Source organism: Cellulomonas sp. (assembly GCF_017744555.1).
GTDB lineage: Bacteria > Actinomycetota > Actinomycetes > Actinomycetales > Cellulomonadaceae > Cellulomonas.
This window is the reverse complement of the sequence record NZ_JAGIBD010000051.1, coordinates 1-13,079: the sequence shown is the minus strand read 5'-3', so window position 1 is coordinate 13,079 and position 13,079 is coordinate 1. Positions and strand designations below refer to the sequence as shown.

Here is a 13,079-nt window from a genome sequence, read left to right as displayed (position 1 = left end):
CACCTGGACGGTGTCGCCGAGGTACTCGCCGCGCCGCTCCTTGGCGATCACCTGCGAGTAGATCTGCCCGGTCGTCACGTTGGCGGAGCCGACCAGGTCGACGTCGAGGAACCGCTCGTAGTGGCCGACGTCGAGGTCCGTCTCTGCGCCGTCCTCGGTGACGAACACCTCGCCGTGCTGGAACGGGTTCATGGTGCCCGGGTCCACGTTGAGGTACGGGTCGAGCTTCTGCATCGTGACCTTGAGGCCACGGGATCGAAGCAGGCGGCCCAGGCTGCTCGCCGTCAGGCCCTTGCCGAGTGAGGAGGCGACGCCCCCGGTGACGAAGATGTGCCGGGTCGTGGAGTCCGACCGCCCGGAGAGTCGATGCGCGCGCTCTGTCACGGGATTCCAGCCTACCCGACGCTGAGCGTTCTCCCGAGAGGTCGGCGCGGTGAGTCCCGCCACGTCGGCGCCTGTTCATGCGCCTCGTCGCGTGCCGACGGTCAGTCCGTCGGGTCCGACACCGGTGGCAGGGCGTCCGCCGCGGGCGCCGGCTGTCGCTCGACACCCAGGAAGCCCGTCACCGTGCCGCGGTCGAGCAGGGCGATCCCCGCGCCGACCACGACGACCGCGACCAGCGCGCCACCGGCCGCCCCTGCGATCGCCGACACGACACCCCCGCCGATGAGCGAGCCGACGGTGTCGACGACCCAGCGACCCAGCGCGGCCGCCACGAGACCCGTGGTCACGACCACCACGACCGTCCGGGCGAGCCCGTGCAGGGCCTGCGCACCGGCCGCGCGGTGCAGCCCGGTCAGTGCCGCGATGCCGCCGACGAGCATGCCGGTGGAGCTGGCGAGGGCCAGCGCGACCAGCGTGCGGTCCGGGTCGTTCCCCTCGGGCGCGAGCAGCGCGGCGAACACGACGGACGCGACCGCCGAGGTCCCCCAGCCGGCGACGTTCGCGGTCACGGCGAGCCGGCCCCGCTCGAGGGCGTACAGCGCGCGCGACGCGTGGAACATCACCGAGAACCCGAGCAGACCGGGCAGCATCAACGTGATCGTCGGCGCCATCGCGGCGAGCGCGTCCTGGTCCTCGCTGAGTGCCCCGAACACCTCGGCGACCGCGGGTGCCGCCGCGGCCACGGCCGCTGCACCGACGCCGGCTGCGGTGACGACCGCCCGGGTCGTCACGGAGGCCATGGCCGCGAACTCGACGTGCCGGCCCGCCGCGGCACGTGCCGCGAGCCGCGGGAACGTCGACGTGGCGAGCGGGACGACGAGCACCGCGTACGGGAGCAGGTACACCTGCTGCGACCACAGGTAGAGGCTGAACGTGCCCTTGTCGCCCGTCCACGGGGACACGAGCAGCACGACGAGCATCGCGAGCTGCTGCGCGACGACGGACCCGACGCCCGCGAACGCCAGCGAGCCGAGGCGGCGGCCGATCCCCGGTGCGAACCGGAGCGTCGGTCGCAGCCGCACGCCGAGCCGGCGCACCGGCACGAACATCGGCAGGCACATCGCTGCCACGCCGAGCGTCGTGCCCCACGCCAGCAACGACAACGCCCCCGGGCCGACCGCCGCGGCGTCGTCCCGCTCGCCGGCCGCCAGGGCCCCGTAGACCAGGTAGGTCGCGATGACGACGACCGACGACAGCACAGGCGCGAACGCCGGCCAGAAGAACCGCTTGTGCGCCTGCAGGACGGCGTACAGCAGCACGGCGACGCCGTACAGCGGGATCTGCACCGCGAACACCACGATGAAGAACCGCAGCAGGTCGCGGAAGGCCGCGTCGAGGTCGCCCGGCCAGATGCTCGCGATGAACCCGCTCGCCGCCGCCAGCAGCGCACCGAGCGGCACCAGGATCAGGAGCGTCCACCCCAGCGCCGCCGAGGCGATCCCGTCGACGTCCTTGCGCAGTCCCCGCGAGACCGGCAGCGCGAGGAGCGGCACGAGCGCGCCCGCGAGCGCGCCACCGGCAGCCGCCTCGAACAGGATGTTCGGCAGCATGTTGGCCGTGTTGTAGGCGCCGCCGATGCTGCCGGGGCCGAACACGTGGGCCTGCACGAGGTACCGCGCGAACCCGAGCAACCGGCTCAGCACGGTGATCGCCGCGATCATCGCGGCGGCGCCGCCGAGGCCGCCGACGAGGCGGCGGACCGCTGGGCTCACGCCGCGCCGGTCGACGAAGGACCGGTCGTGGGACCGCCGGCCGACGGGACACCGGACGTCGACGAGCCGGACGCCGCGCCCGCGGGCGCCGAGGTGGCGGGCGCCACGTGCACGGGCCGCCGGCCGAGGGCGTCGAGCTCGCGCAGCACGGGTGTCCGCTCGATGACGCGCGTGAAGCTCACCTTCTCGCTCGCGATCGTCAGCCCGGCCACGACGGCCAGCGCCCCGAGCCGGACCCGTCGCGGCGCACTGAGCACGAGCGCGGCGCCGAGCGCCGCACCGAGAGCGTTCGCGCCACCGTCCCCCAGCATGTCGGTCTCGTGGAGGTCCTGGTCGAACGCGGCGCCGGCCGCACCGAGCACCGACGACGCCCCACCGGCACCTGCCCCGTTCCCGAGGGCGAGGGGCGCCGCGACGATCGTCGCCGCCTTGAGCGCCCGACCGGGACGCAGGTCGAGGAGGTTGAGCAGGTTCGCGCTCGCCGCGACCAGCGCGCCGGAGGTCACGACGTCGAACAGGTGCTCGGCGCGCGGCAGCGACCTGCCGGCGCCGTCGCGACCCGGGAGCGCGATCGCGGCCGCCACGAGCGCACCTGCGCCGATGCCCAGCACCTTGAGCCCACCGGTCGTGATCTCGCCGCGCGCCATGGCACCGAGGTGACCGCGCAGGCCCTTGCGCTTGGCCTCGGCGTCCTCTGCCAGGTCGTCGACGATCCCGAAGGCCGCACCCGCCGCCGTCGCCACGCCCATCGCCGCCGCCGCACGCCCGGTCGGGGCGCCGACGACCGACCCGACGAGCAGGCCCGCGGCCACCGCGGGGCCCTCGAGCATGCTCACGGGCTCGCCGCGGTGGTTCGTCCGCGTCCAGCGCGCCGGTCCCCCGGGCGCCTGCGCGTCGAGCACACCGCGCACGACGCCCGTCGTGAGGCTGCCCGCGATCGCCGCGGCGACCTTGCGGAACGGGTGGGTGCTCATCCCTGGGTCCCGCCCACCGGCGGCTCCAGCGCGCTCTGCGGGGTGCGGTCGACGGGCGGGAGCGTCACGGGCTCGGGGATGACCGTCAGACCGTCGCCGAAGCCGTAGTGCCCGTTCACACCGCCGATGCGCGCCGCGAGCGCGAGCGGCACCGAGACCTGGCCGGGCACCTGCTCCGACTCCGACACCGTGGTGAGGGTCGACGCGAGGTCGTCGTCGTCGAGGATCGTCGAGGTCAGGCTGCCCCCGAGCGCCCCGTCCGCGAGCACGGCGCCCTCCGTGAGCTTCTGCGCCGCCGCCAGGACGCCGAGCTGTGCGTCCACGAGCTCCTGGTGGTCCGCCGCGGTCGTGGGCGACGCGTCCGACTCCTTCTGCTCGGCGGGTGCGACGACGACGATCGCGTCGGCGGGGACCTCGACCGGGTCCTGCAGCGTGACGAGCGGCGAGTCGCCGCCGCTGAGCACCTCGAGCATGCTCGCCGAGTCGAGCGTCAGCGTGTCGGGCGCGGCCGGGTCGGCGCCGGTGAGGCCCTCGATGAGGGCGTACGTGAGGTCCGTCTGCGCCCCCTCGTCCTCGCCCGGGACCGGGTCGAGCAGCGTGAGGATGTTGCCGACGAGCGCCTGGCGATAGCTCGCGACGTCCGGGTCGGTCCACGACTCCGTGAGCGTCACGTGCGCGGTCACGCTGGCGCCCGCCTGCGCGAGACGGTCGTCGATGGCCTTGCGGCGGTCGTCCTCGACGGGGCCGAGCGCGACGACGGCCACGCGACGGTTCGTGAGCGCGCCGGCGAGCAGCTGCGGCGCGGCCGCGTCGACGTACGCGGTGGTGTCGGCGAGGTCGCCGGAGGACTGGTCGAGCTGGGTGCGCAGCGAGTCCTTCTCCGCGCGCAGCTGCTCGACCTGGCCGGTGAGCGTGTCACCGATCGTCTCCTTGAGCGGGCCGGCGCCGAGCGCGATACCGACGGCGAGCGCCAGGAACACGGAGATGAGCGAGACGATGTGGTACCTGAAGTCGATCACGGTGCGAGGTCTCCGTCGGGGGTGGCGCAGCTCGGCGCCGCGAACAGGGGCGTGTGGCGGGGGTCGGCGTGAGGACTCACGGCGCGGCCCCGAACAGCTCGCGGACCCACGACGTCATGTCGTCGATGCGCGCGCCCAGGAGCCCGAGCAGCGTCTGGCCCGCGGCGGTCGACGCCAGCGCGACGCCGAGCGCGAGAAGCCCGGCGAGCACGAGCAGCACGAGCTGCAGGTTCGAGATCCGGTGCTTGTACAGCCGGGAGACGCCCTTGGCGTCGATCAGCTTGCCGCCCACGCGGAGCCGCGTGAGGAACGTGCTCGCCATGCCCGACCGGCCCTTGTCGAGGAACTCGACGAGCGTGGCGTGCGTGCCGACCGCGACGATGAGCTCGGCGCCCTTGTCGTCGGCCAGGAGCATCGCGACGTCCTCGCTGGTCCCCGTCGCCGGGAACACGACGTGCTTGACGCCGAGCTGCTCCACCCGGGCGAGCCCGGGCGCGCGACCGTCGCGGTAGGCGTGCACGACGACCTCCGCGCCGCACGTGAGCGACCGGTCGGACACGGAGTCCATGTCGCCGACGATCATGTCCGGCTTCCAGCCCGCGTCGAGGATCGCGTCCGCGCCGCCGTCGACCCCGATGAGCACCGGGCGGTACTCCCGGATGTACGGGCGCAGCGTGACGAGGTCCTCCTTGTAGTGGTAGCCGCGGACGACGATGAGGACCTGTCGACCCTCGATCGGCGTCGTGATGTCGGGCACCCCGACCCCGTCCAGCAACAGCTCCCGCTCGCGCCGCAGGTAGTCCATGGTGTTCGCGGCGAACGACTCGAGCTGCACGGACAGGCCGGCCCGCGCCTCCTCCATGGTCGTGGCCACGGTCGCGGGGGTCTGCTCGACACCCTCGGAGACCAGCGTCTCGCCGTCGTACACGGACGCGCCGACGACGCGGATCCGGTGCCCTTCGGTGATCGCCATGACGTCCGGACCCAGGTCGTCGACCAGCGGGATGCCGGCCGCGACGAGGATCTCGGGCCCCAGGTTCGGGTACCGCCCCGACGTCGACCGGGCCGCGTTCAGCACCGCCGCGGGCTGGCAGGCCACCAGCGCTTCCGCCGAGACCCGGTCGAGGTCCAGGTGGTCGATGACGGCGACGTCGCCCGGGCGGAGCCGCTTCGTCAGCCCCTTGGTCCGGGGGTCGACGCGGGCGGGTCCGGCGACGACTCCGGATTCGGGCAGGGGCGTGCGTCTACGCAGGGAAGCTCTCATCGCCGCTCATCGTCCCACGGACGAGAGCTCGAGCAGTTCCGCCGCGTGCGTGCGCGCCGCCTGCGAGTCGTCCTGCCCGGACAGCATCCGCGCCAGCTCACGCACGCGGTCCTCACCGTCGACCGGACGGACGTCCGACTCCGTGACGACGTCGACGCCGTCGGATGTGGACTTCGTCACCACGAGGTGCCGGTCCGCGAACGCGGCGACCTGCGCGAGGTGCGTCACCACGAGCACCTGGCTGCCTCGGGCCAGCTCCGCGAGCCTCCGACCGATCTCGATCGCCGCTCGACCGCCGACTCCCGCGTCGACCTCGTCGAACACGAACGTGCCGGGACGCGCCTCGTCGTCGTGCGGCGCCGTGGCGAGCGCGACCTCGAGGGCGAGCATCACCCGCGAGAGCTCACCACCGGAGGCGCCCTTGCCGAGCGGCCTGGCCGGTGCGCCGGCGTGCGGCACGAGCAGCATCTCGACGCGGTCCGCGCCGTGCGGACCGGGCGCGTCGGCCGGCTCCACCACGACCTGGAGCTGTGCGCCGGCCATCGCGAGGCCGGTCAGCTCCTGCGACACGACGTCGGCGAGCCGCTGCGCGGCGTCGGCCCGTCCGCGCGTCAGCTCGGCCGCGAGCTCGGCGATCGAGGCGTCGAGCGCGTCCCGCGTCCCCCGCAGCTCCTCGATCCGCTGGTCGCCGCCCTCGAGCTCGAGCAGCCGCAGACCCGACGCGGCCGCCCAGGCGAGGACCTCCGCGACGTCCGCGCCGTAGCTGCGCGTCAGGGTGCCGAGCTCGGCACGCCGCTGGTGCACGACCTCGAGGCGCCGCGGGTCCGCCTGCAGGTCCTCGAGGTAGGCGCCGAGCTCCGTCGACGCGTCGGCCAACAGGTAGCCGGCCTCCGCGACGCGCGTCGCGAGCGCGGCGAGCGTCGGGTCGTGCGCGCCTGCCTGGTCGAGCAGCCGTCGGGCGTGCTCGACGACGGCCGCGGCCGACAGGGCCTCCGTCCCGCCGTCCTCGTCGCCGGTCAGCGCCGCGTGGGCTCCCGACGCCGCGGCACGCAGGTCCTCCGCGTGCGCGAGCCGCTCGGCCTCCTCGGCGAGCGCGACGTCCTCCCCCGGCTGCGGGTCGACCCGCTCGACCTCGCCGAGCCCGAGCCGCAGGAGCTCCGCCTCGCGCGACCGGTCCTGGGCGCGCTCGACGAGCTCGGTCAGCTCGGCGTCCACCCGAGCACGCTCCGCCCACGCGGCCCGGTAACGGGCGAGCGTGTCCCGGTGCTGCGGACCGACGAACGCGTCGAGCGCCTCCCGCTGGTGGGCGGGCGAACGCAGCCGCGCCTGGTCGGCCTGGCCGTGCACCGTCACGAGCGCCTGGGCGAGCTCGCCGAGCACGCCCTGCGGCACCGAGCGGCCCCCGACGAACGCGCGCGAGCGACCGCTGCCGCCGTCGCCACCCGCGCCTACGGTCCGCACCAGGAGCAGGCTGCCGTCGTCGTCCAGCTCGGCACCGGCCTCCTCGGCGCGGACGAGCGCCGGGGCGTCCGCGGGCAGGACGACGCGCCCCTCGACCGCCGCGGCTTGGGCCTGCGTCCGCACGGTCGCAGGGTCGGCCTTGCCGCCCAGCAGCAGCGACAGCGCCGTCAGCACCATCGTCTTTCCGGCACCCGTCTCGCCCGTGAGCACGGTCAGGCCCGGCCCGAGCTGGACCTGGGCGCGCCCGATGACGCCGAGGTTCTGGATCCGGATCTCCTCGATCACGGTGCACCCTCCGTCGCAGGTCCGCCGTTCCGTCGCGGCCGCCCGCGCCACCCCTCGACGGGCAGGCCGAACTTGTGCACGAGCCGGGTCGTGAAGGGCGCGGGTGTCAGCCGCGCGAGCCGGACGGGCACGTTGCTGCGTGTCACCTCCACGCGAGACCCCCGCGGGACCTCCAGGCGCCGCCTGCCGTCGCACGTCACGATCCCGGCGGCCGGCGACCGGTCGAGCACCTCGAGTGCCAGCCGGCTGCGCGGTCCGACCACGAGCGGCCGCGCGAACAGCGCGTGCGCCGACAGCGGCACGAGGATCATGCCGTCCACGTCCGGCCACACGACCGGCCCGCCCGCGGAGAACGCGTGCGCCGTCGACCCCGTCGCGGTCGCGGCCACGACCCCGTCGCACCCGAACGACGACAGCGGGTGACCGTCGACCTCGAGCATGACCTCGAGCATGCGCGAGCGGTCGACCTTCTCGAGCGCGGCCTCGTTGAGCGCCCACCCGGAGCACACCGCGCCGTCGGGCGTGTGGACGCGCACCTCGAGGGTGCTGCGCTCCTCGACCGTGAAGTCGCCCGACGTGAGCCGTCGCACGGCGTCGCCGATGTCGTCCCGGTCCGCCTCGGCGAGGAAGCCGACGTGGCCGAGGTTGACGCCGAGCAGAGGCACTGAGGTGCCGCGCGTGAGCTCGGCCGCGCGCAGGATCGTGCCGTCACCGCCGAGCACGATCCCGAGCTCGAGCTCGGGCATGTCCTCGGGCGTCGCGTCCTCGGGGGCCAGGAAGGGTTCGACGCCCGCGGCCTCGAGCTCCTCGACCGCCTCCTTGGTCGCCGCGACGGCCTCCTCACGGCCGCGGTGCGTCACGACCAGCGCCCGCCGCGTCACGCGACACCGCCCGGTCGCGCGCCGGGGACGGCGAGCGGGGCGCCGTCCACCACGACCGACGCCACGGCCGTCCGGACCGCCGTGAGCCACGGGTCGTCGGACCGGTCGTTCGCGGGCCCGACGCCTCCCGGCTCTCCCGGCCCGGCCTGCTCGTCGCCGCGCAGCCACAGGAAGTACTCCACGTTGCCGCTCGGCCCGGGCAGCACGCTCGGCAGCACCGCTCGGACGTCCAGGCCCAGCGCGTGCGCCGCACGAGCGACGTCGACCACCGCCCCCGTGCGCAGCCCCGGATCTCGCACGACACCTCCCGACCCCAGTCGCTCCCGGCCCACCTCGAACTGCGGCTTGACCATGACGAGCAGGTCCGCGCCGGGACCGGCGACCTGCGCCAGGGCGGGCAGCACGAGCGTCAACGAGATGAACGACAGGTCGGCCACGACGAGTTCGGGCGCGGGATCGACGTCGCCACGGACCAGGTCCCGCACGTTCACGCCTTCGCGCGAGTCGACGCGGTCGTCAGCGGCGAGCTCGGGGAGCAGCTGGCCGTGCCCCACGTCCACCGCCACGACCCGGAGGGCACCCCGGCGCAGCAGGACGTCCGTGAAGCCGCCGGTGCTCGCCCCCGCGTCCAGGCACACCCGCCCGCGCACCGCAGGACCGTCGGCGCCCAGCGCGTCGAGCGCACCCGCGAGCTTGTGCCCCGCACGCGAGGCAAACCCCGGGTCACTGTCGTCCGCGGCCACGACGACCGTGTGCGCGGACGACACCTGGACCGCACTCCGCCGGACGGGGCTGCCGTCCACCGACACCCGTCCCGCCGCGATGAGCTCGCCAGCCTGGCGGCGCGACCGTGCGAGCCCGCGGTGCACCAGCTCGCTGTCCAGCCGTGTCGTCACGCGCCCGCGCCCTCCGCGTCGGCCAACCGGTCCTGCAGGGTGCCGTGCACCGCGTCGAACGCCGCGACGTGCTCACGCAGCGGCGCGTCGGCGAGGCCGTCGAGACGCGTGAGGGCCTCGTCGACGTACGGGTCGCCCGTCGGCCCGTCGGACGCCGCGCCGATGCCCGGCGCGGCGGGGCGCACCGAGGCCGGCGTCGGGCGGGCGATCGCGTCGTCGCGCCCTGCGTCGGTGTCCGTGCCGGACGTCGTGCTCACGGTGGCTCCTCGTCTCTCGTCGTCCCGCGCCTGCCGCTACGTCGCCGCACGCGACGCTGCCCGGGCCCTCCCGTGCGCTCCGACCGCCGGGACGCCCGCAGGACCCCGTCGCCGGTGTCGCCGGGACGCGCCCACGCTACCCGGCGGCACCCATGCTCCGGCGGTCGCCGTCCACAACGGCCCGGCGAGTCGCCCGAGCGCGGAGGTGGGTCGTCAGGCGTCCGCCCCCAGCACGTCCAGCTCGGGGACGCTCCCGGCGTCGAGCTCACCGCCGTCGTCGACGAACGCCCACGCCGCGGCGCACGCGGCGCGCACGCGGTCGAGCCGGTCCTCGACGCCGTCGCCCGAGGTGCGGCCGAGCTCGAGCCGGCCGTCGGTGACCCGCGCGGCGGCGTCGCGCACCGACCACCACCCGTCGGGGGCGCGCGTCGGCTCGGGGTGGGCGACGAGCAGGGAACGCAGGTCGGCGCCGATGAAGTGGGGACGTTCGCCGGGGACGGCGAGGACGTCGTCGCGTGCCGAGCTGACACCTGTGAGGACGTGCAGCCCGAGATACCCACCCGAGCGTGCGCCCGCCAGATCGGTGTCCAGCCGGTCGCCGATGACGAGTGCCTCCCGCGCGCCCGCCCGCTCGACCGCCATGTGGTACATCGTGGGCGTCGGCTTGCCGGCACTGTCCGGCACCACACCCGTGGCGGCCCGCACGGCGCCGACGAGCGAGCCGTTCCCCGGCGCGAAGCCGCGCGCGGTCGGCAGGCTCAGGTCGAGGTTCGACGCCACGTGCCACGCGCCACGCTGCACCGCGTACGCGGCCTCCGCCAGCTGCACCCACCCGAGATCGGGCGAGAACCCTTGCGCCACCGCGTCCGGCTCGTCGTCCGCCGAGTCGACGATCGTGTACCCGACCTGCTGCACGGCCGTGACGAGCCCGGCTCCGCCGACCACCAGCACTTTCGCACCGCGCGGCAGACGCGTCCGCAGGAGCTGTGCGGCGGCCTGCGCCGCCGTCATGACCTCCGCAGGACGGGTGGGGATGCCCAGCTCGGTGAGCTGGTCGGCCACCGACTCCGGCTCGCGCGACGCGTTGTTCGTGACGAACACGAGCCGCATGCCTCGGTCACGCGCAGTCGTCAGGCCCTCGGACGCCCCGTCGATCGGCTCGTGGCCGCGGTAGGCGACCCCGTCGAGGTCGACGAGCGCCAGGTCGAACCGGTCGGCGAGCGGCGTCGACGACCCTTCCAGACCGGCGCTCACGCGTCACCCTCCTGCGCGGCGTCCGCAATGTGGCCCTGGGCGTCGCCGGTCGCGTCCGCGCCGTCCGCCGCCTCGCCGTGCTCGGCCTCGTCGTCGCCCGCCTCTTCGGCGGACTCGTCGTCGCCCGCCTCGTCGTCTGCCTCGTCGAGGTCGAAGACGACGACCTCGTCCTCCTCCTCGACGTCCCCGGCCGCCGAAGCGAGCTCGGCGGCGCTGTAGCCCGCCAGCTCGGCCGCGGCGTCGTCCGCCCGACCCGCGGCCTCGAGCGCAGCGGCCCGGGCCTGAGCCACGCGCACGGCAAGGACGCCGCGCGACGCACGCACGGCAGGCGTCGACAGCGCCGCGACGGCCGCCTCGGCCTGACCGAGGTCGAGCCGCGCCCCGCTGACGACCATCGCGAGCTCGATCTGCGCGTCCGCGTCGAGCGACGCCGCCTCCGGCTCCTGCGCGAGCGCGAGCGCACGCTCGGGACGCCCGAGGCCGCGCTCGCAGTCCGCCATCACCGGCAGGTGCTCGGACGACCCGTTGAGCCGACGCACCGTGCGCAGCTCCCGCAGTGCCTCCGCGTAGCGACCCGTCCGATAGGCAGCAAGACCCGCCGCCTCGCGGACCACGTCGACGCGACCCGCGCGACGGACGGCCGCCTGCGCGTGCTCGTACGCGAGCTCGGGGTCCTGGTCGAGCAGCCGACCGACCATCACCAGATGACGGCCGACCCCGTCCGCGTTGTCCTTGCTGAGCGTGCGCAGACGCCCCCGCACCGCGCGGTCGAGGTCACCGAAGACGACGTCGTCGGGGATCTCCGGCCCCGCCACACGCTGATCCTGCGGCGGGCGCGTCGCGCGCACCTCGCGATCACCCCGGACGTCGTCACGAGGGCCGCCACGGTGGTCCGGCCGCGGACGGTCCGAGTCCCGACGAGCGAAGGGCGGACGGTCCGTCGAGCGGCGCCCGGTCGGACGACCGTCAGGCGCGTCATGCCGCTGCTCCCCGGGACCAGCGGCGCCGCCCTCTCGGCGAGCCCGACCCGACGCGACACCGCGGTCGTCTCGCCGCGGGTACGACGAACGAGTGCCCTGGTCGTCGCGCTGTCGGTAGCCCGAGCGCTCCGCGCCCGGTCCCTCCCGACGCGGACCGGAGGGCCGCTCGGACCGCCCGGACGGCGCACCGCCGCCACGCTCGTCACGCGACCGGTAGCCAGCACCACCGAACGCGGGCCGACCGCCCGACGACGGGCCGTGGCCTCGGTCGTCACGGCGCGGGTAGGACGGACGTGCCCCGTGCTCGTCGTGCGGACGGGAACCGGTGCCACCGGCACGCTCGTCGCGACGCACGTTCGGCGCTCCGCCCTGGTCACGGCCGCCGCGAGAGGGCGACGCACCAGGTGCGCCCTCGGCACGCGGACCGTACGACGGGCGACCGCCGTCGTCACGCCTCCCGTACGGCGGGCGAGCACCTCGCTCGTCACGACGGGGGCCACCGGCTCCACCCGACCGCGGACCGCCGTACGGCGGACGGTCGCCACCACCGTCGCGGGGCGCGTACCCGCCACGCTGGCCACCGGAAGCGTCGTCACGGGACGACCAGCTCGATCGGCCACCGGCCGAGGTGGGCCGACCAGCACGATCGCCGGACCAGGTCGATCGCGACGAGGGGCCAGACCCACGGCTCGCGCCGCCGCGGTCGTCCCGCGGGTACTCGGACCGAGGCCCCCGGTCGCCACGCCCGCCATAGGGTCGGTCACCGCGATCCTCGGACGAACGCCCGCCGGCATAGCCGCCTCGCGGGGCACCCGGACCGCCAGGCCCGCCCCCCTGAGGCCGGCCGCGCTCGCCGGACCACGACCCGGCCGCGCCGCGGCCCTGCGACGAGGACCGTCCTGCGCCGGAGCGACTTGCTCCGTCACGGCCTCCGCGCTCCGACGCCCCAGCGCCGTCACGACCCGACCGCGACGCACCGTACCCACGGCGGTCGTCGGCCTCGCCGCGTCCCTGGCCGCGGGCGTCCCGCACCCACGCGGGAGGCGGTCCCTGACGTCCGCGCCCGGAGTCCTTCCCGCCGGTGCGCGGAAGGCCCCCACCCGAGCTCCTCGACGAACGGCCCTCCCCGGCGCGCCCTTCACCCCGACCGCCCGGACCCGGGCCGCGACCGCTGTCGCCGGCATGCCGTCGGTCGGGGGTGCGCCCCGCGCCGTTGTCGCTGTTCATCGTGTGACTGCTCTCCTCGACCTGACCAACGTTCCATGCTCTCATCCCGGGCACCCGAACCCCGACCCACGGCCCGCCCTGCGAGGGTCGCCCTGACCACACCGGCAGATGCCGCACGCGACGCCGCGCAGGCCCGTGCGAACGCGGAGGCGGCCACGCTCGCTGCCTCCACCCTGCACGCCTACCTCGGCGCGCTGCCCGATCCCGATCGCAGCCGCGCCGACGCGTACTGGTCCGGTGGCGGGCCGGGAACGCCTGCCGACGACGCGCTGCTGCGCGGGCTGACCGGCCTGCGCGGCATGCGCATCGAGAACGATCCACCGCACGCGCTGGACCGCGAATCGCCGCCGCGGGCATTCGAGATTCCGGTGCGGCTGCGATCGGGATCGGGCAGCGCGCCGAGGTAGGCGTGCAGGGTGGCTGTC

11 protein-coding genes and 1 pseudogene are annotated in these 13,079 nt (G+C 75.3%); 1 reads left to right on the top strand and 11 read right to left on the bottom strand.

Features of this window, described 5'->3' with window-relative positions:
* The 11 genes and pseudogenes from J7523_RS19175 to J7523_RS19125 form a co-directional block, all read right to left on the bottom strand.
* Nucleotides 1-384, bottom strand: a pseudogene (locus J7523_RS19175) (CTP synthase); the annotation flags it as partial.
* Between the two features lie 101 nt (nucleotides 385-485).
* Nucleotides 486-2,156 (bottom strand): lipid II flippase MurJ, encoded by a 1,671-nt coding sequence (locus J7523_RS19170; RefSeq protein ID WP_291890243.1) that lies wholly within the window; start codon nucleotides 2,154-2,156, stop codon nucleotides 486-488.
* Nucleotides 2,153-3,130 (bottom strand): hypothetical protein, encoded by a 978-nt coding sequence (locus tag J7523_RS19165; RefSeq protein WP_291890241.1) that lies wholly within the window; start codon nucleotides 3,128-3,130, stop codon nucleotides 2,153-2,155. The genes J7523_RS19170 and J7523_RS19165 overlap by 4 nt, the downstream gene beginning before the upstream one ends.
* Nucleotides 3,127-4,149, bottom strand: a complete 1,023-nt coding sequence (locus J7523_RS19160; protein ID WP_291890239.1) for a copper transporter — start codon at nucleotides 4,147-4,149, stop codon at nucleotides 3,127-3,129. Before J7523_RS19160 ends, J7523_RS19165 begins: the two co-directional genes overlap by 4 nt.
* Nucleotides 4,150-4,225: 76 nt before the next feature.
* On the bottom strand, nucleotides 4,226-5,413 hold the full coding sequence (gene steA, locus J7523_RS19155; RefSeq protein WP_291890237.1) for a putative cytokinetic ring protein SteA: 1,188 nt from the start codon (nucleotides 5,411-5,413) through the stop codon (nucleotides 4,226-4,228).
* 6 nt (nucleotides 5,414-5,419) lie between these two features.
* Nucleotides 5,420-7,159 (bottom strand): DNA repair protein RecN, encoded by a 1,740-nt coding sequence (gene recN, locus J7523_RS19150; protein WP_291890235.1) that lies wholly within the window; start codon nucleotides 7,157-7,159, stop codon nucleotides 5,420-5,422.
* A complete protein-coding gene (locus tag J7523_RS19145; RefSeq protein WP_291890233.1) occupies nucleotides 7,156-8,040 on the bottom strand; it encodes an NAD kinase in 885 nt (294 codons plus the stop codon). The genes recN and J7523_RS19145 overlap by 4 nt, the downstream gene beginning before the upstream one ends.
* Nucleotides 8,037-8,936, bottom strand: a complete 900-nt coding sequence (locus J7523_RS19140) for a TlyA family RNA methyltransferase (protein WP_291890232.1) — start codon at nucleotides 8,934-8,936, stop codon at nucleotides 8,037-8,039. Before J7523_RS19140 ends, J7523_RS19145 begins: the two co-directional genes overlap by 4 nt.
* Nucleotides 8,933-9,193: a hypothetical protein gene (locus J7523_RS19135; protein WP_291890230.1), complete on the bottom strand. Its 261-nt coding sequence runs from the start codon at nucleotides 9,191-9,193 to the stop codon at nucleotides 8,933-8,935. The genes J7523_RS19140 and J7523_RS19135 overlap by 4 nt, the downstream gene beginning before the upstream one ends.
* A gap of 213 nt (nucleotides 9,194-9,406) precedes the next feature.
* On the bottom strand, nucleotides 9,407-10,447 hold the full coding sequence (locus J7523_RS19130; protein WP_291890228.1) for an HAD-IIA family hydrolase: 1,041 nt from the start codon (nucleotides 10,445-10,447) through the stop codon (nucleotides 9,407-9,409).
* Nucleotides 10,444-11,262: a hypothetical protein gene (locus tag J7523_RS19125; protein WP_291890227.1), complete on the bottom strand. Its 819-nt coding sequence runs from the start codon at nucleotides 11,260-11,262 to the stop codon at nucleotides 10,444-10,446. The genes J7523_RS19130 and J7523_RS19125 overlap by 4 nt, the downstream gene beginning before the upstream one ends.
* 1,427 nt (nucleotides 11,263-12,689) lie before the next feature.
* On the opposite strand from J7523_RS19125, the gene J7523_RS19120 reads away from it, so the two are divergent.
* Nucleotides 12,690-13,061, top strand: a complete 372-nt coding sequence (locus tag J7523_RS19120) for a hypothetical protein (RefSeq protein WP_291890225.1) — start codon at nucleotides 12,690-12,692, stop codon at nucleotides 13,059-13,061.
* Nucleotides 13,062-13,079 lie beyond the last annotated feature (18 nt).

Bases quoted from the DNA above. Each gene is read 5' to 3' on its own strand.
- J7523_RS19165 (WP_291890241.1), bottom strand. From the start codon at position 3,130: ATGAGCACCCACCCGTTCCGCAAGGTCGCCGCGGCGATCGCGGGCAGC.
- steA (WP_291890237.1), bottom strand. From the start codon at position 5,413: ATGAGAGCTTCCCTGCGTAGACGCACGCCCCTGCCCGAATCCGGAGTC.
- J7523_RS19120 (WP_291890225.1), top strand. From the start codon at position 12,690: ATGCTCTCATCCCGGGCACCCGAACCCCGACCCACGGCCCGCCCTGCG.